The sequence below is a fragment of the Micromonospora chokoriensis genome (assembly GCF_000718555.1).
Classification (GTDB): domain Bacteria; phylum Actinomycetota; class Actinomycetes; order Mycobacteriales; family Micromonosporaceae; genus Micromonospora; species Micromonospora chokoriensis_B.
The window spans coordinates 1-24,195 of sequence record NZ_JOAN01000027.1 but is presented as its reverse complement, the minus strand read 5'-3'; the positions used below and the strand labels follow the sequence as shown (position 1 = coordinate 24,195).

Sequence of the window (24,195 nt, the reverse complement as noted above, 5' to 3'; positions counted from 1 at the left end):
GCGGGTACCCATTGCCGTGCCGGACAAACGGGTCGCGTCTCGCGCGTCAGTCGTTAGGGGGCGCGGCCGGTGAGATCAAGGAAGAGGTCCTCCGAGCTGCTTTGCCGAACCAGGACGCCGCCCGAGACGAGGCCGACGCGCTCACCTCAGCCTGCGCGGCGTCGCGATGGCACCTCGAAGCGGGAGGTCGGCCCGGCCCAAGGGTGTCAGGCGCTGATCAATTTGACCGTGTTCGCTGACGGCTGCCGGCGGTGTCGTGTCGATATTTGGGGAGCAGACGGAAGCACTGAACTGCATTGACAGCGCCTAACCGCACTGAACGGCATACAACTTCGGGCCGCAGGGGGAGCGGCTGCACGTGCGCGCTCGCCCGGCGGCGTCCGACAAGCAGTGATCTAGCCCGGCTGGATCCTGACTAGGGTGACCCGGTGAACGCACATGACGTCGCCGCCAAACTTCCTGACATCGACCTGCTGCGGCAGCGCTGCAAGGCCTTGGCGGTGATCGAGCGCATCATCGACGGCGGGGACCCCTACTACGCCTACACCTCGAACTGGGGCCCGACGAGGCGGCGTCGATGAGCAATGGCAGCGGCGACGAGTGGACCGTCGTGTTCAGCGCTGACGGTGCCTTCATCCGACTCTTCGATCATGAGTCGGCGATGTCGCCGTACGGTCATCCAGACCACGAGCTGTGGCCGGGCCTGGTCGACGGTGTACCGGCGGTCCTACGTCCGCAGTTGACGGAACCCGCCTTTTGCGACGAGAACGGGCAACTCGTCGCGACGACCGTGCTGTGGCGGCTGGTGGAGGATGACCGCTGGCACGCCGGTGACGGCATCACCTTCCCACCACTGCTCGGGCCGTACGACCACAATGGCCCGGACGGGTCCGGCATGCTCGACATCCTGTTCGACGACATCGTCGATCACTTCGTCGAGTTCGCCGTCGACTACTACGAGATGGCGGTGGATCGGGCGGCGGTCGAGCACATCGTCGCCCATCGACCGCTCACCGACACCGTGACAAGGGCCTTGAATCCCCAGCTCACCGTCGCCGATCTGGCTGCGGACATTGCCGCGATCGGCTACCCGATCGCCAGGGACGGCACGCGCGATGGCACCGCGACGGTCAGAGTCAAACCTCATGGCGACGCGGGACGTCGACCGTCGTAGCCGTGGGGGTGACGTGCCGCGAGGGCCGGACCGGTTCCCCTCCGGTCCGACCCTCGCGTTCAGGTCCGCGCTAGGCGCGGAGCCTGCGCTGCCGGACGACCAGCAGCAGTGCCGCGCCGAGGAGCACCGCTAGCACTCCGGCGCCCATCCAGAGCCCGGCCGGGAACGACGTTCCGGTCACCGGGAGCTTGCCCTTCACCGGGATGGTGATGGTGGACTCGGGCGAGACCGGCGCGGGGCCGTCCGGCGGGGTGCCGGTCGCCGTCGCGGTGTTGCGCAGCGACCCGTGGTGGTAGTCGGCCTTGCTGACCGTGTACGTCGCCGTGCAGGTCACGGCGGCGCCGGCCGCGAGGGTGACCGAGCCGTTCGGGGCCCGTTCCGGACCGCAGGTGATCGGGCCGAGGTTGGCCGCCGAGGCCGGCGCGGTCAGGGCGTCGGTGATCGTTACCCCGGTCAGCGGTACCTGACCGGTGTTGGTGACCACGAACTGGAACGGCACGTGCTGCCCCGGCTTGCTGATCTTGTCGGTGCTGCTCGACTTCACCACCGTGATCGCTGCGCCCCGGGTGGCCGTGACCTCGGCGGAGGCCGGCGCGGAGCGTACCGGCGCGGGTGGGTCCTGCCCGGGGATGGTCGGCGGCGTACCGGCGGCGACCGCCGTGTTGGTGATCCGCCCGGCCTCGATGTCCGCCGCGGTGACCGCGTAGGTCGACGTGCAGGTGGTGCTCCCCCCGGCGGGCAGGGTGACCGCGCCGTTGGCCACCGGCGGCGTGCCGCAGGTGATCGCCCCGGGTGTGCCGGTGCCGGAGAAGTCGGTCTCGTCGACCGTCACCGCGCTGAGCGGGGTGGTGCCGGTGTTGCTCACCACGAATCGGTAGGTGACCACGTCACCGGCGGCGGACACCACGGTCGGCGTGACCGACTTGGTGATGGCGATCGACGGGTGCGGGATCGGGATGTCCAGTGGCGACGGCGGTGAGACCGGCGGTGGCCCGAACGGCGGCGTACCGGTGGCGGTGGCGACGTTGCGCAGCGACGAGCCGGCGAAGTCCTCCGCAGTCACCGTGTAGATCGTCCGGCACTGGATGGAGGCGCCCGGCGAGAGCGTGACCGCACCGTTCGGGATGTTCTGCGGACCGCAGGTGATTGGCCCGAGCACACCACGCAGGGACGGCGGCAGCACGGTGTCGTTGACGGTCACGTTGGTGAGGGTGAAGCCGCCGGTGTTGACCACCAGGAAGGTGTACGGCACCTGCTGTCCCGGCGCGGTGATCGCCACGGTGGTCGACGACTTGATCACCTCGATGTCGGCGACGAGCCCCGTCTCCGGGATGGTCAGGGTCGACGGCGGCGAATCGACCGGCGTACCCCCGCCCGGCGGTGTGCCGTGCGCGGTGGCGACGTTGGTGACGCCGCCATTGTCGAGGTCGGCCTGGGTGACGGTGTAGGTGGCGGTGCAGGTGGTGCTCGCGCCGGGGGCGAGGGTGGTGGCGGCGCAGGTGATCGGGCCGAGGTTGGCGTTCGACGAGGGCGGGGTCTGCACGTCGGTGACGTTGACGTTGGTCAGCGTGAGCCCGCCGCTGTTGACCACGTGGAACCGGTACGGAACCTGCTGTCCGACCATCGTGATCGCCACCGTCGTGGAGGTCTTCACGATCTGGATGGCGGCGACGATCCCCGCGTCCGGAATGGTGAGCGTCGCCGGCGGCGAGTCGATCGGCGTGTCACTGCCGGCGGGTGTGCCGTGTGCGGTGGCGACGTCGGTGACCCCGTTGTTGTCGAGGTCGGCCTGGGTGACGGTGTACGTGGCGGTGCAGATGGTGGTCGCCCCCGGGGCGACGGTGGTGGCGGCGCAGGTGATCGGACCGAGGTTGGCGTTGGACGACGGCGGCGTCTGCACGTCGGTGACGTTCACCGAGGACAGTGTCACGGTTCCGGTGTTAGCCACCAGGAACCGGTAGGGCACCTGCTGCCCGACCGTGTTGATCGACGTGGTGGTGGACGACTTCAGCAGCGAGATCGACCGGATCAGATCGGCCGCCGGAATGATCAGCGCCGAGGGTGCCGAGTCGATCGGGTTGTCACCGCCTGCCGGTGTGCCGTGTGCGGTGGCGGTGTCGGCGACCTCGTCGTTGTCGAGGTCGGCCTGGGTGACGGTGTAGGTGGCGGTGCAGGTGGTGTTCGCGCCGGGGGCGAGGGTGGTGGCGGCGCAGGTGATCGGGCCGAGGTCGGCGTTCGACGAGGGTGGTGTCTGCACGTCGGTGACGTTCACGTTGTTGAGCGTCACGCCGCCGGTGTTGGCCACCAGGAACTGGTACGGCACCTGCTGCCCGACCGACGTGATGGACGTGGTGGTTGACGACTTCACAAGTGAGATGCCGGGGATGACCACGTCACTCGGAATCGTCAGCGTCGCCGGCGGCGACTGAACGGGCGGCCGGCCGCCGGGCGGCGTGCCCTGCGCGGTCGCGCTGTCCCGGAGCGAGCCGAAGTCCAGGTCAGCCTGGGTGACGGTGTAGGTGGCCGTGCAGGTGGTGCTCGCGCCCGGTGCGAGGGTGGTGGCGGCGCAGGTGATCGGGCCGAGGTTGGTGTTGGACGAGGGCGGTGTCTGTACGTCGGTCACGGTCACGCCGATCAGGGTGAACCCGCCGGTGTTGACGACGTTGAACTGGTACGGCACCTGCTGCCCGACCGTGGTGATCGACGTGGTGGTGGAGGTCTTCAGGATCGCGATGGAGGCGACCAGGCCGGTCTCCGGAATGGTCAGCGTCGCGGGCGTCGAGTCGACCGGCGTACCCCCGCCCGGCGGGGTGCCGTGCGCGGTGGCGACGTTTGTGACCCCGTCGTTGTCCAGGTCGGCCTGGGTGACGGTGTAGGTGGCGGTGCACGCGGTCTGCGCGCCGGGGGCGAGGGTGGTGGCGGCGCAGGTGATCGGGCCGAGGTTGGCGTTCGACGACGGCGGTGTCTGCACGTCGGTCACGTTCACGCCGGTCAGGGTGAACCCGCCGGTGTTCAGCACGTGGAACGAGTACGGCACCTGTTGGCCGACTGTGGTGATCGACGGGGTGGTCGAGGTCTTGATGATCGCGATCGACGCGATCAGGCCGGCCTCGGGGATGGTCAGTGTGGAGGGCGGTGAGGTGACCGGCGTACCGCCGCCGGGCGGGGTGCCCTGCGCGGTGGCGACGTTTGTGACGCCGTTGTTGTCCAGGTCGGCCTGGGTGACGGTGTACGTGGCCGTGCAGGTGGTGCTCGCGCCGGGGGCGAGGGTGGTGACGGGGCAGGTGATCGGGCCGAGGTTGGCGTTCGACGACGGCGGTGTCTGCACATCGGTGACGGCCACGTTGCTCAGGGTCAGGCCGCCGGTGTTGGCGACTAGGAACCGGTACGGCACCTGCTGCCCGACCGACGTGATCGACGTGGTGGTGGACGACTTCAACACCGTGATGGCGGCGGTGAGGCCCTGCGCCGGGATGGTCAGGGTTTCCGGATCGGAGACGACCGGTGGACCGGTGGGTGGGCTGCCCTGCGCGGTGGCGACGTCTGTGACGCCGCCGTTGTCCAGGTCGGCCTGGGTGACGGTGTAGGTGGCCGTACAGGCGGTCTGCGCGCCGGGGGCGAGGGTGGTGGCGGCGCAGGTGATCGGGCCGAGGTTGGCGTTCGACGACGGCGGTGTCTGCACGTCGGTGACGGAGATGTTGGTCAGCGGGACGCCACCGGTGTTGACCACGTGGAACGAGTACGGCACCTGCTGACCGACGCTGCTGATCAGCGTGGTGGTCGACGACTTGATCAGGGCGATGTCGGCAGGGGTGGCGCCCTCGCAGGCGAGCGTGGTGCTGAACGGGAAGTAGTGGATCTCGCCGCCGCGGTGGTCCAGCGTACGGGTGATGACGCTGCCTTCGGTGTTGCTGGAGGAGAGGTCGGTAAGGCTGGCGTTGGGGGCGTAGATGGTGCCCTCGACGGTGGCGGCGTTCGGGGTGAGGGTGAGCGCGGTGGCGGTCGGGAAGTTGAACAGGATGTAGCGCGCCTGCGGTCCGCCGATCCCGGCGAAGTTCGGGGCGGTCCAGGCGAACGTGTTGCCGACCCCGCTGGTGTCCACGTTGACCAGCAACGGGGTGTCGGCGGTCGGCTGGCTGGCGAAGGTCAGGATCGCGATGTTGGCCAGGTCGGTGGCGCTCAGGTTGAGCACGTTTGTCACGCCCGGGGTCAACGTGACGACGGCGTTGCTGCCCGGCGGGATCGGTCGGGGCAGCACGTCGCCGTTCGGCGTCCGGAGCACCACCGTGTTGTCGCAGGTGGCCAGCCCGGCCGTGGTGTCCCGGAAGGAGGCGAAGGCCTCGGCGAAGTTGATCGGCGAGGCGGGTCCGACGCTGGGGACCGGCTGCCGGGTGACCAGCTCCACCCGGGGCGAGGCGTCGTAGTCGTTCGCCGGCAGGATCCGGGTGTTGACCTGTGCGCCGTTGTTGTCGGTGTCGCGAACGAAGGTGCCGGTGAGGTCGCCGACCTTTGCGTAGCCGTTGGAGAGCACCTGCAGGCGGCTGCCGCCGACGCTGCCGGCGAAGTTCACGCGTCCACCCACGACCAGGGCGCTCGGGTTGGCGTCGCCGGGTACCACGAACGACCCGGCGGTCGCTCCGGCCAACTGGTAGGTGCCAAAGGTGAGATCGCCGCCGACGGCGAGGGTTCCCTCGTTCTCGTCGTTGTTGACCGTGGCGTCGCCTTCGGTCATCACGCCGAAGCTCAGCGCCGCGGCAACCGGGTCGATCGGGCCGATGGCCTCGTCGACGGCGGCCAGCGCCGGGTTGATCCGGGTGGGCGCGGCGGGTGCCGGCACCAGCAGACCGTTGACCGCCAGCACGCCCGCGACGGCGGTCATCGCCGCCGCCCGTGACCTGCGGCTACCCCACCACGAAATCCTCATCACGCCCCCGTTGGTTCGAATGTGCCAGGGGAGCTTATCGGGGGAAAAGAGGCTTATGGCGCTTTTGTCCGTTTAGCGGAGTCGACGGGGTGTACCCCGGAGCGTCCGACCTGGATCACAGCCCGCCAACCGGTCAGGTCGCCGAACGTGAAGTGCGGGTACTCTACGCCGTGCAGGAATCGCGATCACTCGTCGTCACGAGCCGATATGACTTTGTGGAGGTCATCGGCCAGGGCGGAATGGGACGAGTCTGGAAAGCCCGTGACAAGATGCTCGACCGCGAGGTGGCCATCAAGGAGATGGTGATCCCACCGGGCCTGACCGACGAGGCTCGCGACGAGCTACGGGTACGCGCGCTGCGCGAGGCGCGGGCGATCGCCAAGCTCGACAACGTGAACGCCGTGCGCCTCTTCGACGCGCTGGCTGGCGACGCCGGTGACATCTGGATCATCATGGAGTACGTCCCGTCGCGCTCACTGCAACAGGTGATCGCCGACGACGGGCCGATTTCGCCGGCCCGGACGGCCGAGATCGGGTTGGGAGTGCTCGCCGCTCTTCAGGCGGCCCACCGTGCCGGGATCATGCACCGCGACGTCAAGCCGGCCAACGTGCTCCTCGCCGACGACGGCCGGACCGTGCTCACCGACTTCGGTCTGGCCACCGCCGCCGACGACCCGCAGCTGACCCTGGTGGGCATCGTCCTCGGTTCGCCCGCCTACGTCTCCCCGGAGCGGGCCACGCTGGGCGTGGTAGGCCCCGAGGGTGACCTCTGGTCGCTCGGCGTCACCCTCTTCACGGCGGTGGAGGGCTGGTCGCCGTACGCCCGCCCGACCAGTGCGATGAGCATCGCCGCGCTCGCCACCGAGCCTCCGCCGGTGCCGAAGAACGCCGGCCCGCTCGCCCCGGTGCTGGAAGGGCTGCTCCGCAAGGATCCGGACGAACGAATCGATGCCAGCACCGCCGAGCAGATGCTCCACCAGGTGATCCGCGAGTCGACCCACGGCCTCTCGCAGGCCGGTCAGCCACAGGCCGGTCGGGTGGAGGCAGAGGATGGTGAGTCACGACCGGGCGACTCGCTGCCGATCCTGACGATGCTCGGGGCGCCCAGCGAATCAATTGCGGACTCCGCCGACACGGTGCCCACCACCGACTCGGCACCCGCCGCCAAGCCCGCCGCCAAGCCCGCCGCCAAGACGATCGGTGGCATCCGGCGAGAATGGCTCTTCGGCGGTGTCGCCGCCGTCGTGGTGATTGGTCTCGCGGTGGGCATTCCGTTGGCGACCCGCGATTCGGCCGATGCGGGCGGCGCGGTGCCGACCGCCCCGGGGAGTCTCTCTCCCGGTGCCGAGCAGCCGGCCGGTCCGGGTGCGACGTCGGAGCCACGCACCTCGCTCACCTGGACCACGCACCGTGACCCGAGCGGGTTCACCCTGCCCGTACCGCAGGGGTGGAAGGTCAGCCGGCGAAACGGCAAGGTCGAGTTCCGGGAGCCCGGCGGTGACCGCGTGCTCGTGATCAGTCAGAGCGACTCTCCCAAGGCCAATGCGCTCGACGATCTGGACGCACAGGAGGAGGCTCGGTCGACCGACAAGCAGTACCGGGGCTACCAGCGGGTGGGGCTCGCCCCCGTGGACCTCTACCTGAGCGGCGCCGACTGGGAGTTCACCCACACCACCGCCGCGAACGAGGCGATGCACACGCGTCGCCGTACGGTCGTCGTCACGAAGCAGTTGGGCTACACGATCGACTGGTCCACGCCCGAGGCTGCCTGGGCGGACAGCGAGGCGGTGTGGCAGCGCATCAGCAGCGGGTTCCGCCCGGCGAAGAGCGCGAACGTCGACGTGACGCCGAGTGTGCAGACCAGCACGACCCCCTCGGTGAAGCCGACGCAGAGCAGCGGCCGAACCGTCACCGAGACCTGGGTCAACGACACCGCGCTGACCTACACGGGTGACTGGACCTACTTCGCCACGCGCACCGTCGACGACTACCAGCGGGACGTGCGGATCACTTTCGAGGCGGGGGCCAGCGCGCAGTACACGTTCACCGGCACCGGAGTCGCATACGTGTCCGAACGGAACTCGGACATCGGAAACGTGGACGTGTACATCGACGGCGCGCTCCAGGCCCATGTCACCCTGACCTTGGACGAGTCCAAGCCACGGCAGACCCAGCAGGTCGTCTTCAAGAAGACCGGGCTCGCCGCGGGCCAGCACACGATCAAAATCGTCAACCGGGGTACGGCCAAGTTCGGCATGGTCGACGCCCTCAAGATCTATAGCTGACGCTCGGGAGTTTGCCTCAGCGGTGTCCACGTCGAACTGTGGGCACCGCTGCTCCGTGTTTATGATCGACGACCCTGACCGGGGACACGGGACACTCGGCCGTTCGGTTCGGCCCGGAGCAAGAGGTGAGGTGCGCGACGGTGATCCGCGAGGCGTACGCCTGCTGGGTGCGTGAGCCCGGCGCGGCCGAGATCCGGCCGGTGTCGTTACCCACCCCAGGGCCCGACGAGGTGCTGGTGAGGGCCCGTTACTCGGGGGTCAGCCGGGGCACCGAGACGCTGGTCTTCGCCGGCCGGGTGCCCGCCGACCAGCACGCCGCGATGCGCGCGCCGTATCAGGAGGGCGACTTCCCCGGCCCGGTGAAGTACGGCTACCTCAGCGTCGGCGTGGTCGAGCAGGGCCCACCGGACCTGCTCGGGCGGACGGTGTTCTGCCTGCACCCGCACCAGAGCGCGTACGTCGTGCCCGCCACCGCCGTGGTGCCGGTGCCGGAGGGGGTGCCGGCCGCCCGCGCGGTGCTCGCCGGCACGGTGGAGACCGCCGTCAACGCGCTGTGGGACGCGGCGCCGCTGGTCGGCGACCGGGTCACCGTGATCGGTGCGGGCATGGTCGGCTCCTGCGTCGCGGCGCTGCTCGCTCGGTTCCCCGGCGTGCAGGTCGAGCTGGTCGACACCGACGCGCGGCGGGCCGGCGTGGCCGGGGCGCTCGGCGTCGACTTCGCGAGCCCAGCCGACGCCCGCGGTGACCGGGACCTGGTGGTGCACGCCAGCGCCACCGCCGCCGGCCTGCAGCAGTCGCTGGACCTGCTCGCGCCGGAGGGCACGGTCATCGAGCTCAGCTGGTACGGCGACCGCCCGGTGCAGGTGTCGCTCGGCGGGGCGTTCCACTCCGGCCGGCTGACCGTACGCAGCAGTCAGGTTGGCATGGTCGCACCGGCCCGGCGCGGGCGGCGCAGCTACACCGACCGGCTGGCGCTCGCCCTGGACCTGCTCGACGACCCGGCCTTCGACGCGCTGATCACCGGCGCGTCGAGGTTCGCGGAGCTGCCCGACGTACTGGCCAAACTGAGCTCGGGTGACCTGCCCGCCCTCTGCCACCTCATCACCTACGACGACGGGGAGTGACCGTGTTCAGCGTGACCGTTCGGGATCACATGATGATCGCCCACAGTTTCCGAGGCGACGTGTTCGGCCCCGCCCAACGCCTGCACGGCGCGACGTTTGTGGTGGACGCGACGTTCCGCAGGCCCGACCTGGACGCCGACGGGATCGTGGTGGACATCGGGTTGGCCACCGAGCAGCTGCGGGTCGTGCTGGGCGAGCTGACCTACCGCAACCTCGACGACGAGCAGGCCTTCGCCGGGGTGAACACCACCACCGAGGTGCTGGCCCGTACGGTCGCGGACCGGCTGGTCGAGCGGGTGCACGCCGGTGAGCTGGGCGCGGGGGCACGCGACCTGACTGGCATCACGGTCACCCTGCACGAGTCGCACATCGCCTGGGCGAGCTACGAGCGGTCGCTGTGATCGATGCGGGCCGCACGGTGCACGTCGTGCTGCCCGGTGACATCGACGACCCCGCCACGCCCAGCGGGGGCAACTCCTACGATCGGCGGATCTGCGCGGGGCTCGGCGAGCGCGGCTGGGCGGTGCACGAGCACGCGGTGCCTGGCGCGTGGCCGCACGCCGACCCAGTCGACCGGGCACGGTTGGCCGCGCTGCTGGCCGCCACGCCGGCCGACGCCGTGGTGCTGCTCGACGGCCTGATCGCCTCGACCGTGCCGGACCTGCTCGCCCCGCACGCCCGCCGGTTGCGCCTGGTGGTCCTGGTGCACCTGCCGCGCGACGACGAGGCGGAGGCCCGCGCGCTGGCCACCGCGCGGGCCGTCGTCACCACCAGCGAGTGGACCCGCCGCCGTCTGCTGGCCCGCTATCCGCTGCCCGCCGACCGGGTCCGGGTCGCGCCGCCGGGGGTGACGCCCGCGCCGCCGGTGCCCCCCGGCTCGGCCGACGGCGGCCGGCTGCTCTGCGTGGCCGCGGTCACCCGCCACAAGGGCCACGACGTGCTTGTCGACGCCCTGCCCGTGGTGGCCGAGGCGCCGTGGACGTTGGTCTGCGCCGGCACGCTGGCCCGAGAGCCCGACCTCGTGCGCCAGCTGCGCGACCGGTTAGCCAGCGCGGGCCTCGCCGACCGGGTCCGGCTGGCCGGCCCGCTGACCGGTGCGGCGCTCGACGCCGCGTACGCCGCCGCTGACCTGCTCGTGCTGCCGTCCAGAGGCGAGACGTACGGCATGGTCGTCACCGAAGCGCTGGCTCGCGGCCTGCCGGTGCTGGCCACCGCCGTGGGCGGTGTGCCGGAGGCGCTCGGCCGCACCCCGGATGGTGACCTGCCGGGGTTGCTGGTTCCACCGGACGACCCGGCCGCCCTGGCCGGCGCGCTGAGCTGGTGGTGGGGCGACGACGAGCTGCGGGCCCGACTGCGGCGTGCCGCTCTGGCCCGGCGCGACACCCTGACCGACTGGCCGGTGACCACCGCGCTGCTGGCCGGCGTGCTGAAGGAGGTGGCGGAATGACCGTCGAGGAGACCCTGCCGTTCGCGGACTGGTTACGGTTGCGCGAGCCGGCCGACGCGACGGCGCGCGCCGAGGACCTGCTGGACGCCGTCCGCCCCCGGCTGACCGGTGCCGGCCCCACGGTGATCCATGACCTGGGCAGCGGCACCGGCTCGATGAGCCGTTGGCTGGCGGCTCGGCTGCCCGGCCCGCAGCACTGGGTCCTGCACGACCGGGACGCCGACCTGCTGGCCCGCGCCGCCGAGGGCATGACCGGGGTGACCGCCGCCGACGGCGCACCGGTCAGCGTCCACACCCGGTGCGGCGACCTCACCCGGCTGACCGCCGACGACCTCGCCGACGGTGCCCTGGTCACCGCCTCCGCGCTGCTGGACATGCTCACCGCCGAGGAGGTCGAACGGGTGGTGGACGCCTGCGTCGGCCTGCCCACCCTCTTCGCGATCTCGGTCACCGGGCGGGTCCGGCTCAGCCCGGCCGACCCGCTGGACGAGGCGGTCGAAGCCGCGTTCAACGACCACCAGCGGCGTACCGTCGACGGCCGGCGGCTGCTCGGCCCGGATGCCGTCGCCGCCACCGCCGCCGCGTTCGCCCGGCGCGGCGTCGACGTGCGGGAACGGCCCAGCCCGTGGCGCCTCGGCCCGAACCAGGCCGACCTGGTCGCCGAGTGGTTCCGGGGCTGGCTGGGGGCGGCCTGCGAGCAGTGTCCCGACCTGGCCGGCCCCGCCGAGGCGTACGCCCGGCGCCGGCTGGCCGACGCGGCGGCCGGTCGACTCACCGTGCTTGTCGAACACACCGACCTTCTCGCCGGTGGGTGAACCGTTCACGCCCTGGGTACGTGCACTAGGGCAAGTGGACGATCTTCAAGGGGAGGGCCGGCGCCGATGTTCTGGGCCTGGGCACGAGTGGTCGGCGGGGTGGGTCTGCTCGCCGTCCTGCTGTGGCAGGTGGGCAGCGGCCCGTTCCTCGCCGGAGTACGACTGATCGACGCGCCTGCGTTGGCCGCGGCGCTGGTCATCGGGGTGCTCACCACGGTCTGCGCGGCGTGGCGGTGGAGCCTGGTCGCCGGCGGGCTGGGCGTGCGCCTGCCCCTGGGGACGGCGGTGGCGCACTGCTACCGGGCCGTGTTCCTCAACGCCACCCTGCCCGGCGGGGTGCTCGGCGACGTGCACCGGGCAGTACGCCACGGCCGCGACGCCGGTGACGTCAGCCGGGGCATCCGCGCGGTGGTCTGGGAGCGTACCGCCGGTCAGGTGGTCCTGGTCGGAGTCGCGCTGGTCGTGCTCGCGGCGTTCCCGTCCCCGGTGCGGCCGTACCTGCCGGTAGCCGCCGCGCTGGTCATCGCCGCCGGGCTGGTCGTCGTGCTGCTGGCCAGGGTCGTCCCGAACGCCGGCGGGTCGCGCTGGGCGACGGCACTGCGCACCGCCGTGGCGGACGTGCGCTCAGGGCTGCTGGCCCGGCGTACCTGGTGTGGTGTGCTGGTCGCCTCGACCGTGATGGTCGCCGGTCACCTGGCCACCTTCCTGGTCGCGGCGCGCACCGCCGGATCGGACGCCTCCCTGTCCCGACTGCTGCCGTTGACGTTGCTCGCCCTGCTGGCCATGGGTCTGCCGCTGAACGTCGCCGGCTTCGGGCCCCGCGAGGGGGTGGCGGCGTGGGTGTTCGGCGCGGCTGGCCTCAGCGCGGCCGAGGGCGTCGCCACCGCCACCGTCTACGGTGCGCTGGTGCTGGTGGCCAGCCTGCCCGGCGCCGCCGTGCTGCTGGCCCGCCGGCGTCGGATCCCGGCCGCCGCCCGGGAAGCCGCCCCCGCCGGCGGCTGTTGAGTCGGTTGTGAGACCGTACGCGTCGCCGGAGGGCGGTGGCGCTGGACAGAGGAGTCCCATGCCCGAAGCATTGCCGGTTGCCACGATCCGTACGCAGGTCACGGTGCCGCTGGCGTTTCCGGACGGCTACACCACGACCGTGCGTGTGTTCACGTTCAAGGGCCTGGTGGACGGCCGGGAGCACCTGGCCCTCGGCCTCGGCGACTGGGCGGGCGCACTGGATCGGCTCGCCGCCGGGGGAGAAGCCCCGCTGGTCCGTCCGCACAGCGAGTGCCTAACCGGCGACGTGTTCGGCAGCCAACGCTGCGACTGTGGGCCGCAACTGCGCGAGGCGGTGCAGCGGATCGCCGAGACCGGTGGTTTCCTGCTCTACCTGCGCCAGGAGGGCCGTGGCATCGGCCTGTACGCCAAGCTCGACGCGTACGCGTTGCAGGACGCCGGGCTGGACACCTACCAGGCCAACGTCGCGCTGGGCCGGGGCGAGGACGAGCGGGACTACACCGCGGCCGCGCAGATGCTGGCCACGTTGGGCGTGCCGCGGGTCCGACTGCTGAGCAGCAACCCGGACAAGGCCGAGCAGTTGACCCGGCTGGGCGTGGACGTCGCCGAACGGGTGCTCACCAGCGTCTTTCTCTCGCCGGCCAACGCCGACTACCTGGCGGCCAAGGCAGCCAAGGCGGCCGAGATCGAGGCGACCGATCCGCCTGCGGGCCGTACTCTCGACCGGCCCGTCTCCCGATGAGCTGCTTGCCGGAGCGGCCCCGGCCGTACGTGCTGCTGAGCTGCGCAACCTCGATCGACGGGTACATCGACGACGCCTCCGACCAGCGGTTGCTGCTGTCCAACGAGGACGACCTGGACCGGGTCGACGCGGTCCGGGCAAGCTGCGACGCGATCCTGGTCGGCGCCGGCACGGTCCGCCGCGACGACCCTCGGCTGCTGGTGCGCTCCTCGAGTCGCCGCGCCGAGCGGGTGGCGAGTGGTCGACCCGACTCGCCCGCCAAGGTCACCATGACCGCAAAGGGTGACCTGGACCCGACCGCCCGGTTCTTCACCGCCGGCAACGGCGTCCGGCTCGTCTACTGCGCCACCGGCGCGCTGGAGAAGGCCGAGGAACGTGTTGGTCGAGTGGCCACCGTGATCGACGCGGGCGAGCCCGTCGACCCGGGGTGGCTGCTGACCGACCTCGCCGCGCGGGGCGTACGGCGGTTGATGGTGGAGGGCGGCGGGACGGTGCACGCCCAGTTCCTCACCGCCGGTTTCGCGGACGAACTGCACCTGGTGGTCGCGCCGTTCTTCGTCGGTGACGGCCGTGCGCCCCGGTTCGTGGGGGAGGGCCGTTTCCCCTGGCACCCCGGCCACCGGGCCCGGCTCGCCGAGGCCCGGCAGATCGGCGACGTGGTCCTCTTGCGCTATGCCCTCTCCGACCGTTTCGGCGAGGCCTGACGCCACCGGCTTGGTGGCGCTGGCCGGGCTCCCCAGATGCCTCGGCGGTATTGCGTCTGGGGCCAGCTACTCCGTTGAGCGTGATGCCTGTGAGTCATCTTGATGACCCACAGGCATCACGCTTATCCCGGCCATGCCCGGCAGGCCGAAACACGCCTGCGGTTGAGGGATAGTAGCCCATTGTTGGAACGGGATTCGGGGTCAACTGCGGCTGATTTCTGGCGGCGGCAGCGTGACTGGGGGCACACCTTGAGCTGCCACTTCATTGGGTAGCCCGGGTGTTACGGAATGCGAATTCAGCCTCGGCTGTGGAGGGCTCGCAACCGTTCAAACCTCGCCCCACTGACGTTCATTCAATTGTGATCATCTCGCGATGCTGTCGGCTTCCTAAATCGCAACCCTCCACTTAGGATGATCAAGTATCTGCGCGCGGACGTTTGAGCGCGCGCATTCTTTGCACATCCATTCTGGAGGCTTCACGTGGCCTGGTTCGTCAACCAGTCGCTGTTCATTATCCTGGCGGCTTTTCTGCTGGGATTGCTCGTCGGTTGGCTCGTCTGGGGAAACCGGAAGACCGCACCACCCTCGTCCGGTACGACGTCCGCGCCGCAGCCCACCAGGAAGGCGGCCCCGAGCGCTGCGATGACGCCAACCCCGCACGCCGAACCGCGTAGGTCCGACCCTGAGATCGTGCTCGCCGAGCCCGTCGAACCCCCACGAACCGAGCCCGTCGAGCCTCCCCGCGAAGAGTTGGAGCGCATCGAAGGCATCGGCCCGAAGATGGCGAACGCGCTGCGTGCCGCCGGTATCCGCACCTTCCGTCAGCTCGCCGAGGCCGACGACACCACCCGCCGCGCGGCCATCGAACGGGCAGGCCTGTCCTTCGCCCCCAGCCTGGTGACCTGGGGCCGCCAGGCGCAGTTGCTCGCCGACGGCGACGAAGAGGGCTTCCTGGAGCTCACCGAGCTGCTGGTGGCCGGCCGCGACACCGGGCGGGCCTGATGCTGCAGAACTGGAAGCTGAACAAGTCGAACAACAAGCGCCGCTTCCGGCCCCTGGTCGGCCTGATCGTGGCCGTGCTCGGTCTGGGTGTGCTGATGACCGCGCAGCAGCTACCGAACCGGCACCGGATGGAGGCCGATCTGACCCAGCGCTCGACGCAGGCGTTGCACTCGGCCGGCCTCTCCGACGTGCGGGTCACCTTCACCGGCCGCGATGGACGGCTCACGGCGGGCTCGCCCGCCGAAGCGGAACAGGCGCTCGACATCGTCCGGCCGCTGGAAGGCGTACGGGCCGCCGAAGCGCAGGTGCCTCCCGCGCCAGCGAAGCCGGTGCTCGTACCACCGTCGGCGCTTGTGGTGATGGGCCACGGCACGGCATCGGTCAGTGGCACCGTGCCCAGCGAGAGCGCGCGAACCGCGCTGGTCGGCGCAGCCGCCACCCTCGGTGCCGAGAGTGTCGAGGACCGCCTCACGGTCGACGCCGGCGTGACCGATGCCGCGCTACCCGGCTTGGCGGACGTGCTGCGCGCGATCGGCCACCGCGCCACCGGTGCGACGGTGCGGCTCGACGGCGGCACGTTGACCGTGAGTGGCACGGTCTCCTCCGAGGCGCACAAGAACACGGTGCTGACGGCGGCTCGGGCAACCGGCGCTCCGGTCGTCGACCAGCTCGCGATTCCGGACGTTGCGCAGCAACTGCGCGACCTGCCGCAGCTCACCTTCGCCTCCGGCGGTGATTCACTCACCACTACCTCCAAGGCGAGCCTGGTCACGGTGAGCTGGCTCCTCAAGGCCAATCCGAGCACCCGGCTGCGGATCGAGGGTCACACCGACGCCACCGGTTCGGCCGAGTCGAACCTCGTTCTCAGCCGCGCGCGGGCCGAGGCGGTGCGGGACTTCCTGGCCGCGCACGGCGTCGCCGCCGACCGGCTCACCGCCACCGGGTACGGGGAGACGCGGCTCAAGGTCCCCGACACCTCCGCGGCCAACCGCGCCGAGAATCGACGGGTAGAGCTGCTCACCGGTGACGGTCGCTCATGACGATGTCGGGCCGCACGCCTGTTACGGAGCTAAGGTGACGGGCGTGCCGCGACTGGTGAAGATCACTCAGGACAACGTTGAGGCCGCGTGCCGGCTGGCCGTGCGACCCGACCAGGAGAATTACTGCACTCCGGTCGCCTGGTCCCTCGCCGAGGCGTACGCGCAGCCCGAGATCGCGTGGCCGCGTCTGGTCGTCGAGGATGACGAGATCGTCGGCTTCCTGATGGGCTTCTTCGACATCGTGTGGGACCCGGCCCAGCCCGACGATCTGCGCTCGGGCCTGTGGCGGCTGAACATCGCTGCCGACCACCAGGGCCGGGGGTACGGCCGCTTCGCGGTGCAGGCCGTCCGCGACGAGGCCCGCCGACGTGGGCACGACCGCGTCTACACGACGTGGAAGCCGGGGCCGGACGGCCCGGAGCAGTTCTACCTGACACTCGGCTTCCAACTGACCGGTGAGACCAGCGCGGACGAGGTCGTTGGCGCCCACTCCACTCACTGACCGGACGTCACCGACCACCCCGGACCGTGTGATCAGCGGTGCGGTGCGGCGTGCGTACGATGCGCAGTCGAGTTCCCCTCGTCGCGGCGGAGGTATCGGGCAATGGCAGGCCAGCACGAGGGTTTCGCTCTCGGCGTCGACCTCGGCACCTCCAACACGGTCGCGGTGCTGCGCTGGCCGGACGGGCGGACCCGTCCGCTGCTGATGGACGGTCAACCGCTCAGTCCCTCCGCCGTCTATGCCGACCCGGACGGCACCCTGCACACCGGCTGGGACGCCCGACGGTTGGCGCAGGCGGACCCGGCCCGGTTCGAGGCGAACCCGAAGCGTCGGGTGGACGAGCCGACCGTACGGCTCGGCGAGCACGCGTACCCGCCGGCGGATCTGCTCGCCGCGGTGCTGGCTTCGGTCGCGCGGGCCGCGGTAGACGCTGTGGGCTTCCTGCCCCCGGCCGTGCTCACCTGCCCGGCCGCCTGGGACGCGACGCGCCGGCAGGTCCTCGCCGACGCGCTGCTGCGGGCGGGCTGGCCGCAGGCGGCGGAGCACACCCTGTCCGGGCCGACGCCGCTGGGCACTCGGCTGCTACGGGAGCCGGTGGCCGCCGCCCGGTACTACACGCAAGTGCTGCACCGTCCGGTGCCGGTCGGCGGCGCGATTGCGGTGTTCGACTTCGGTGGCGGCACCCTCGACGTCGCGGTGCTGCGCAACGAGGGTGCGGACCCCTGGGGTGACTCCGGCTTCAGCGTGGTCGCCGACGGCGGCCTGCCCGACCTGGGCGGGCTGGACCTCGACGCCGCGCTTGTGGAGCGGGTCGGCGAGTTGGTCGGTGCGCGGCACGCCGCCCAGTGGGCCCGGCTCACCCGACCGGCGGATCCGGCGCAGCGCCGCGACCAGGTGCGGCTCGCCGACGAGGTACGAGGTGCGAAGGAGACCCTGTCCCGGTCTGCGGTCGCGCCGGTCGCGGTGCCGGGAGTGGCCGAGACGGTCCAACTCACCAGGGCGGACGTCGAGCGGGTGGCTACGCCGCTGCTGCACCGGGCGGTGCAGCGGGCCCGGGAGGTGATTGCCGCCGCTGGCCTTCGCCCCGATCAGCTCGCCGGGCTGTTCCTGGTGGGCGGGTCGTCACGGATCCCGCTGGTGGCTCGCATGCTGCACGCCGAGCTGGGGATCGCGCCGACGGTGCTGGACCAGCCGGAGTTACCTGTCGCCGAGGGCGCCCTGACCGACCTCCCGCTGCGCAAACCGCTACCCGCACCGAGCGCGGTGAGTCCGGTGAGTCCGCCTGCGCCGAGCCCCGTCACTCCGCCCTCGGCGGCCGGTGTGCCGCGGTGGCGGCGAGCGCGCTGGGTGGTGCTCGGCGCGGTGCTGGCCCTGGTCGGGGTGGCCACCGCGACCACGCTCTACCTGACCCGGGACCGCTACCCCGATCTGGAGTTCGGGACGTTACGCGAGCTGTCCCGGCCGTCGGCCGGCGCCGAGCGGCCGACCGGCATGTGGACGGCGGTGCTCGACGACCGCGCCTACCTCGCGTTTCCGCTGCCGGACGACCGGCTGGAGGTGGTGGCCGTCGACGCGGTCAACGGTCGCGAGCTGTGGCGTAAGCAGACCGACGTGCGGGCCGACGACTGGGATGCGATCATCGCCGTCCCCGGAGCGGTCGCGGTCCTCGCCGACGCGTCGGGCGACAGCACTCCCCGTCCGCTGGCCGTCCTCGACGGTCGGTCCGGCGAGCAGCGCTGGCAGCGCACGGTCCGTGGCGACGACGACGTCTTCTTCGCCGACGACACCGCGGTGCTGGTGGACCGGGCCACGGACCAACTGGTCGGCTTGCGCCTGACCGACGGCTCGGCGAAGTGGACCCAGCCCAACCCCCGCGACCAGTACGCCGGTGCCCGTACCGTGGTCCGACCGGTGGGCACCGAGAAGGCGGCGGGCGGGCCAGCCTTCCTCGACGGAACGCCTCGCAACCCGTGGGCGGGCAAGGGGCGGCGACTCGTCCAGGTCGGTGCGGACCGGTCGGTGCGGCTGCTCGACATGGCATCCGGTGCGGTGTTGCGGCAGTGGGGCAGCGTCGCGGACCTCGACGACCTGGTGGTCGCGCACGAGGACCGCCTGTACGTGGCCGCCAACGAGGGTGGTTACCAACTGCTGGCGTACGACCTGGGTTCCGACGCCGAGCCGGTGGTGCTGCACCGCTCCGGGAACGACGAGTACCGCCCGAAGGAGCTGGTGGCGTGCGGTGCGCGGCGGGCGTGCCTGTTGCAGGTGCCAAACAGTGACGCCGAGCGCACCGAGGTGGTGGCGGCCACCGAGGGTGAGCGCTCGATCCAGTGGTCGACGCCGGGCGTGACCGGCCTCGTCCCGTTTGGTGAGCAGGTGCTTGCCCAGCGGGAGTCCCCGCAGCCGTCCGTCACCCTGTACGACGCCGCCGGCAAGCCGGTGCTACGGGACCGGGACGGGGTGGGGGTCCGCCTGGACGAGGGCAACCTGCTGGTCTTCGCCAAGGCGCCCAGCGTGGTCGCGGACAACCGCGTGCTGGCCGGCGTGTGGGCCGAGTCCGGGGAGGTCGACGAGTTGGGCGAGTTGAAGGATGTTCGCAGCTCATCCTGCTCGTGGAACACCCAGGTGATCGCCTGTGGCGCGGAGAAGGACTTCGTGCTGTACCGCTTCACCGACGACTGATGTCAGCGGCCGACGGGCCGACTCGTACGATGCTCCGGTGATTCTTCGGGGTACGGTCCGCGCCGATCGTCCGCTGGTGGTGCTCGCCGTCGGGGAGGAGGCGTGCTACCTGCCGCCCGACCTGCCGGTCCTGCTCACCGGCATGGGCAAGGTGAACGCCGCCAGCGCGGTGGCCGCCGTGCTGGCCGCCGGGCCGCGACCCTCCCTGCTGCTCAATCTGGGTACGGCCGGCGCGTTGCGCCCCGGGTGGACCGGCATCCACGAGGTCGCCACCGTGCTCCAGCACGACCTGGACACCGACCTGCTGCGGACGCTCACCGGCGAGACCTACGGGGCGCCGCTGTCGCTGGCCACCGAGGGTGCGGTGCTGGCCACCGGTGACACCTTCGTGGCCGACGACGCCGCGCGTGACCGGTTGGCGCAGCGCGCCGACCTGGTCGACATGGAGGGGTACGCGGTGGCCTGGGCCGCCGCGCAGGCCGGCGTGCCGTGCCGGCTGGTCAAGCAGGTCAGCGACGAGGCCGGGGAGGGTGCGGCCCGGACCTGGCAGGAGTCGGTGGACGCGTGCGCGCGGGACCTCGCCGAGTGGGTCGGTCGACACGTCGGCTGAGCGTGCCAGGTCAGTCGTCGGGTTGCCGCAGCCGCAGGCCCGGCGTGGTCTCCCGGGCCGCTCCGGGAAACAAGATGTGACCGGCCAACCCGAGCGCCACGATCGTGGCTACCAGCACCGGCGGCCAGCCGCCGGCCCACGGCAGCACCAGCAGCGGCAGGAGCTGCCAGGCAATTCGCCGCCACGGCATGACCCACGACACCGCCAGGGTGAAGAGGACGCGGCCGACCACGAACAGCGTCGGGCCGGTGATGATCAGGACGAGCCACGGCACCGGCGTCGTTCCGGTCGGCCTGCTGACGACCAGGTCGAAGGTGGCGGCAGTACTGGCCACGCCGGCCAGCATGACCAGATGGGTGAACGGGGCCAGTCGCGTTGCCCGGCTCCCGTGGGACCCGGCCGCCACCAACAACTCGCCGGCGCGGAAGACGTAGATCTGCCAGAGCAGCAGCATGGTGGCAAAGGCGCAGAGCAGGGAGGCGAGCCGGAGGTGGTCGAGATGGCCCCGGCTGACCTGCAGCGTCGGCAACAGGATGATGTCGCCGAGGGCCAGGATAATGAACTGTTGGTACCGCTCGCCCAGGTGCTCGGTGGTCCGTCCGTACTGCACGAGCGGCACCCGGCCCAGCCAGGGTGTGGGGTAGCGGGCTGCCCCGGCGACCAGGTCGATCGTTATGGCGATCGTCCAGAGCCCCCAGTTCGGAGTCTCTGACAGCGCACCGAGGACCCAGAAGACGCCGGACACCGTGAACCAGAAGAGAAACCGGGTGGCCCGCTCCCTGGCCGTCCGGTGCCCCTGCCGGTGCAAGGCGGTCACCAGGATGATGCAGCGAATCACGTGCGTGCCGACGTACGAGATCACGAAGAGCAGCAGGTGCCCGATGCTGACCATCGGTAGCGATGCCGCCATCCCCACCGACCCGACCATGGCGATCATCAGGATGGCCTGGATCGGGCGTTGCTGCGGATCGTAGAACTCGGTCGTGGTCGTGGTGACCGACCACGTCCACCAGACGGCGGTCAGCATCAGCAGCAGCTTGGCACCGCCGGACCAGGAGAGCTCTTCGGACAACAGTTTCGATGTCAGTGCGAGGGCGGCCACGAAGACTACGTCGAAGAGCAACTCCAGCAGTGTTGCCCGGGTCGACCCGTCCAGCCGGCGTACCAGCGCCGCATTCCCTTTGGTGGTCATGCCCGGCCTCCCGCCGCGTCTCCCGAGGAATTATCGGCGGTGTCGGCGCGGGCCGTCCCCGGATCGGTGATTCCCGCCGGGTGGGGAAGAGGGCGGCTGGAGGTTGCCACCGCGCCGGACACCGGGCGATGCTTGACCGCATCCATCAATCTCGATCTCTTCGGAGGTTCGGATGCGTCGCTTCCCGCTGATCGCCCTCGTCCTGACCGCTCTCCTGCTCGTCGCGCCTGGCGCGGCGCAGGCCGCCGTCCCCGACCGGGCCTCCGCCGACCCGGCGGCCGTGCTGGCCGGGGTACGCACCGCGGGCACCGCCTGGGGTCTCGACCCCGCCACCGGCCGGATGACCCTCACCGTCGACGACACCGTGGCCCCCGCCGAACTCACGGCGCTGCGGGCGGTGGCCGACCGGGCCAGGGTGCTGCTACGGCACGAGCCCGGCACGCTGCGCCCCCTGATCGCGGGCGGGCAGGGCATCTACGGCGGCGGCGCGCGCTGCTCGCTCGGCGCGAACGTGCGCAGCGGCAGCACCTACTACGTGGTCACCGCCGGGCACTGCACCATCGCCGCCGCCACCTGGTACGCCGACAGCGCCCAGAGCACCGTGCTCGGCACCCGCACCGCCACCAGTTACCCCACCAACGACTACGGGCTGATCCGCTACACCGGCCGGATCGCCCATCCGAGCGCGGTCTACACCTACCCCGGCCTGCTGACCATCAACGGGCCCGGCAACGCGTACATCGGTCAGGCGGTGTGCCGCAGCGGCACCACCACCGGGGTGCGCTGCGGCACCGTCACCGGCCTCAACCAGACCGTCAACTACTCCACCGGCGTGATCTACGGCCTGATCCGCACCAACATCTGCGCCGAGCCGGGAGACAGTGGCGGACCGCTCTACGTGGCGTCCACCGGCACCATCCTCGGCATCCTCTCCGGCGGCACCGGCAACTGCACCGCCGGCGGCACCACCTACTACCAGCCGATCGCGGAGGTGCTGGCCGCGTACGGGCTGACGTTGCCCTGAGCGCCAACATGTGACGTACGACGGGTTGCCCGCTCCCGCGCGGGACACCTAGGCTCGGCGTCGCCCAGGACCCCCGCCGCGAGGACGTGTGCCCGATGCCGACCGATCTCCGTCCTGACCAGGCGAGTGCCCCGGCCGGCTTCCGGCCGGTCGAGGTGGCCGCGGTGGGGGAGACGATGGTGGTGCTCTGCCCCGTGCCAGGTGAGTCGTTGGAGCATGCCGAACGGGTCGCCATCTCGGTCGGCGGCGCGGAGTCCAACGTGGCTGGCTACCTGGCTCGCCTGGGGCACCGGGTGACCTGGGTGAGCCGGGTCGGCGACGACCCCTTCGGCCGGGCCGTCGTCCGGCACGTCGCCGCCGCCGGCGTCCGCGTGGACCAGGTGTGCGTGGACCCGACCGCCCCCACCGGCCTGTACGTCAAGGACCCGGCCCCGCAGGGGACGGCCGTGCACTACTACCGGGCTGGGTCGGCGGCCGCCCGGATGGACCCCGCCACGCTTGCCGACCCGGGCCTGGTCGGTGCCCGCGTGCTGCACCTGTCCGGGATCACACCGGCGCTCTCCGCCTCCTGCCGGGCGCTTGTCGAGCACGCGGTGACCGACCGGCCGCTGGCGGAGGCGCTGGTCAGCTTCGACGTCAACCACCGGGCCCGGCTGTGGTCGGCCGAGCAGGCCGCGCCGGTGCTGCGCGACCTCGCCAACCGCTGTGACCTCGTCTTCGTCGGGCAGGACGAGGCGCAAACCCTGTGGGGCTGCACCGACCCGACGGCCGTACGCCGGGTGTTGCCCGGGCCGGAGACGGTGGTGGTCAAGGACGGCGCGGTGGGTGCCACCGCGCTGCTGCGCGACGCCGAACCGGTCTTCGTGCCCGCTCCCCGGGTGCCGGTGGTGGAGCCGGTCGGCGCCGGAGACGCCTTCGCCGCCGGCTACCTGGCCGGGCTGCTGCGCGGCCTCGACCCCGTGCGGCGGCTGCGCCTCGGTCATCTCGTCGCGGCGCAGGCGTTGACCAGCAGCGGCGACAACGCCCCGGTGCCGGCGTGGGCCTGGTTCGAGAAGCTGATCGACGCCCCCGCCGAGGCCTGGTCGCCGCTCGACCTGAGCGAGCTACGGGCGACTACCTGAGTCGAGCTATCGGGCTTCGACCCGGTCAGCGGCAACAGTTTCACCGTGACCTCGGATGGAGTGCACCATGACCACACTGGACTTCGACCACATCTTCGGCGGCGCGCGGGTGATGGCGATCCTGCGCGGCCTGCCGGTCGCCGAGACCGTTCGGCTCGCCGGGCGTGCCTGGGATCTCGGCATCGACGTGGTGGAGGTCCCGGTGGCCACCGCCGACGCGGTGCCATCGCTGAAGGCCGCCGTTGAGGCGGGGGCCGAGCGCGACCGGATAGTCGGTGCCGGCACCGTGCTCGACGTCGAGCAGGTCGCCGCGGCGGCCGACGCGGGCGCCCGGTTCACCGTCGCGCCTGGCCTGGACCTCGCGGTCGCCGACGCCGCCGCCGCGCGTGGCCTGCCGCACCTGCCCGGTGTGGCCACCCCCACCGAGGCCCAGCAGGCGCTGCGGCACGGCCTCACCTGGCTCAAGGCGTTCCCCGCGATCTCCCTCGGACCAGCCTGGTTCAAGGCCGTGGCCGGCCCGCTGCCGCAGTTGCGCTTCGTCGCGACCGGCGGCCTGGACGCGGGCAACGCGGGAGCGTTCCTAAGAGCAGGCGTACGCGTGGTGGCCGTCGGCTCAGCCCTGTCCGACCCGGCGCAGCTAGACCGCCTAGCCGAACTACTAGCCAAGTCCCCAACGACCTGACCCCTCCCCGCCCAGCCCTCTCCCCGCGTAGCCCTTCCCCGCCCGCCCCGGCCGCGTCGATCATGGAGTTGTGGTGGGGTGTGAAAGCCGTATTTCACCTGACGTCGGGCACCACAAGTC

20 protein-coding genes and 1 pseudogene are annotated in these 24,195 nt (G+C 71.4%); 18 read left to right on the top strand and 3 right to left on the bottom strand.

Annotation, left to right across the window (positions count from 1 at the left end; all coding sequences use genetic code 11):
* The first annotated feature begins 428 nt into the window (after positions 1 to 428).
* Positions 429 to 581: a hypothetical protein gene (locus IF46_RS35680; RefSeq protein ID WP_332261508.1), complete on the top strand. Its 153-nt coding sequence runs from the start codon at positions 429 to 431 to the stop codon at positions 579 to 581.
* Complete coding sequence (locus IF46_RS32920) at positions 578 to 1,174, top strand: hypothetical protein (protein WP_332261507.1); 597 nt, start codon at positions 578 to 580, stop codon at positions 1,172 to 1,174. Before IF46_RS35680 ends, IF46_RS32920 begins: the two co-directional genes overlap by 4 nt.
* 70 nt (positions 1,175 to 1,244) lie before the next feature.
* Here the strand turns inward: IF46_RS32920 and IF46_RS35555 are convergent, their stop codons facing one another.
* Both IF46_RS35555 and IF46_RS35335 read right to left on the bottom strand, forming a co-directional pair.
* Positions 1,245 to 4,616 carry a DUF7507 domain-containing protein gene (locus IF46_RS35555; protein WP_420063599.1) on the bottom strand — a complete coding sequence of 1,124 codons (3,372 nt, stop codon included), beginning with the start codon at positions 4,614 to 4,616 and terminating at the stop codon, positions 1,245 to 1,247.
* A 111-nt stretch (positions 4,617 to 4,727) separates the two neighbouring features.
* A pseudogene (locus tag IF46_RS35335) lies at positions 4,728 to 6,053 on the bottom strand (collagen-binding domain-containing protein); the annotation flags it as partial.
* 284 nt (positions 6,054 to 6,337) lie between these two features.
* Between IF46_RS35335 and IF46_RS0128290 the strand changes: the two are divergent.
* From IF46_RS0128290 to IF46_RS0128230, 13 genes are all read left to right on the top strand, one after another.
* The gene (locus IF46_RS0128290; RefSeq protein ID WP_084598095.1) at positions 6,338 to 8,383 is read left to right on the top strand and encodes a protein kinase domain-containing protein; all 2,046 of its coding nucleotides are present in this window, start codon (positions 6,338 to 6,340) and stop codon (positions 8,381 to 8,383) included.
* 140 nt (positions 8,384 to 8,523) lie between these two features.
* Positions 8,524 to 9,507: a zinc-dependent alcohol dehydrogenase gene (locus IF46_RS0128285; protein ID WP_030491444.1), complete on the top strand. Its 984-nt coding sequence runs from the start codon at positions 8,524 to 8,526 to the stop codon at positions 9,505 to 9,507.
* A 2-nt stretch (positions 9,508 to 9,509) separates the two neighbouring features.
* Complete coding sequence (locus IF46_RS0128280; protein WP_030491443.1) at positions 9,510 to 9,908, top strand: 6-pyruvoyl trahydropterin synthase family protein; 399 nt, start codon at positions 9,510 to 9,512, stop codon at positions 9,906 to 9,908.
* Positions 9,908 to 10,954: a glycosyltransferase family 4 protein gene (locus IF46_RS0128275; protein ID WP_030491442.1), complete on the top strand. Its 1,047-nt coding sequence runs from the start codon at positions 9,908 to 9,910 to the stop codon at positions 10,952 to 10,954. The genes IF46_RS0128280 and IF46_RS0128275 overlap by 1 nt, the downstream gene beginning before the upstream one ends.
* Positions 10,951 to 11,769 carry a class I SAM-dependent methyltransferase gene (locus tag IF46_RS0128270; protein WP_030491441.1) on the top strand — a complete coding sequence of 273 codons (819 nt, stop codon included), beginning with the start codon at positions 10,951 to 10,953 and terminating at the stop codon, positions 11,767 to 11,769. Before IF46_RS0128275 ends, IF46_RS0128270 begins: the two co-directional genes overlap by 4 nt.
* Positions 11,770 to 11,835: 66 nt before the next feature.
* The gene (locus IF46_RS0128265) at positions 11,836 to 12,774 is read left to right on the top strand and encodes a lysylphosphatidylglycerol synthase transmembrane domain-containing protein (protein ID WP_051724233.1); all 939 of its coding nucleotides are present in this window, start codon (positions 11,836 to 11,838) and stop codon (positions 12,772 to 12,774) included.
* Between the two features lie 58 nt (positions 12,775 to 12,832).
* Entirely contained in the window at positions 12,833 to 13,516 is a 684-nt protein-coding gene (locus tag IF46_RS0128260; protein ID WP_030491439.1) for a GTP cyclohydrolase II, read from the top strand.
* Complete coding sequence (locus tag IF46_RS0128255; RefSeq protein WP_030491438.1) at positions 13,513 to 14,220, top strand: RibD family protein; 708 nt, start codon at positions 13,513 to 13,515, stop codon at positions 14,218 to 14,220. The genes IF46_RS0128260 and IF46_RS0128255 overlap by 4 nt, the downstream gene beginning before the upstream one ends.
* Before the next feature lie 480 nt (positions 14,221 to 14,700).
* On the top strand, positions 14,701 to 15,222 hold the full coding sequence (locus IF46_RS34070; protein ID WP_084598087.1) for a helix-hairpin-helix domain-containing protein: 522 nt from the start codon (positions 14,701 to 14,703) through the stop codon (positions 15,220 to 15,222).
* Positions 15,222 to 16,262 carry an OmpA family protein gene (locus tag IF46_RS33465; RefSeq protein ID WP_051724232.1) on the top strand — a complete coding sequence of 347 codons (1,041 nt, stop codon included), beginning with the start codon at positions 15,222 to 15,224 and terminating at the stop codon, positions 16,260 to 16,262. The genes IF46_RS34070 and IF46_RS33465 overlap by 1 nt, the downstream gene beginning before the upstream one ends.
* 43 nt (positions 16,263 to 16,305) lie before the next feature.
* The gene (locus IF46_RS0128240) at positions 16,306 to 16,764 is read left to right on the top strand and encodes a GNAT family N-acetyltransferase (protein ID WP_198041560.1); all 459 of its coding nucleotides are present in this window, start codon (positions 16,306 to 16,308) and stop codon (positions 16,762 to 16,764) included.
* Between the two features lie 102 nt (positions 16,765 to 16,866).
* Positions 16,867 to 19,446 carry a hsp70 family protein gene (locus tag IF46_RS0128235; RefSeq protein ID WP_030491434.1) on the top strand — a complete coding sequence of 860 codons (2,580 nt, stop codon included), beginning with the start codon at positions 16,867 to 16,869 and terminating at the stop codon, positions 19,444 to 19,446.
* A gap of 37 nt (positions 19,447 to 19,483) precedes the next feature.
* Positions 19,484 to 20,056 (top strand): nucleosidase, encoded by a 573-nt coding sequence (locus tag IF46_RS0128230; protein ID WP_030491433.1) that lies wholly within the window; start codon positions 19,484 to 19,486, stop codon positions 20,054 to 20,056.
* Positions 20,057 to 20,066: 10 nt separating this feature from the next.
* Here IF46_RS0128230 and IF46_RS0128225 read toward each other — a convergent pair whose 3' ends face one another.
* Entirely contained in the window at positions 20,067 to 21,248 is a 1,182-nt protein-coding gene (locus IF46_RS0128225; protein ID WP_051724231.1) for a low temperature requirement protein A, read from the bottom strand.
* Between the two features lie 172 nt (positions 21,249 to 21,420).
* Here IF46_RS0128225 and IF46_RS0128220 point away from each other — a divergent pair, with 172 nt between their 5' ends.
* The 3 genes from IF46_RS0128220 to IF46_RS0128210 all read left to right on the top strand — a co-directional run bounded on the left by IF46_RS0128220 (position 21,421) and on the right by IF46_RS0128210 (position 24,075).
* Positions 21,421 to 22,272 (top strand): S1 family peptidase, encoded by an 852-nt coding sequence (locus IF46_RS0128220; protein WP_030491431.1) that lies wholly within the window; start codon positions 21,421 to 21,423, stop codon positions 22,270 to 22,272.
* 95 nt (positions 22,273 to 22,367) lie between these two features.
* Positions 22,368 to 23,393, top strand: coding sequence for a sugar kinase (locus IF46_RS0128215; protein ID WP_030491430.1), 1,026 nt, complete (start codon positions 22,368 to 22,370; stop codon positions 23,391 to 23,393).
* A 67-nt stretch (positions 23,394 to 23,460) separates the two neighbouring features.
* Positions 23,461 to 24,075: a bifunctional 4-hydroxy-2-oxoglutarate aldolase/2-dehydro-3-deoxy-phosphogluconate aldolase gene (locus IF46_RS0128210; protein ID WP_030491429.1), complete on the top strand. Its 615-nt coding sequence runs from the start codon at positions 23,461 to 23,463 to the stop codon at positions 24,073 to 24,075.
* Positions 24,076 to 24,195: the final 120 nt, after the last annotated feature.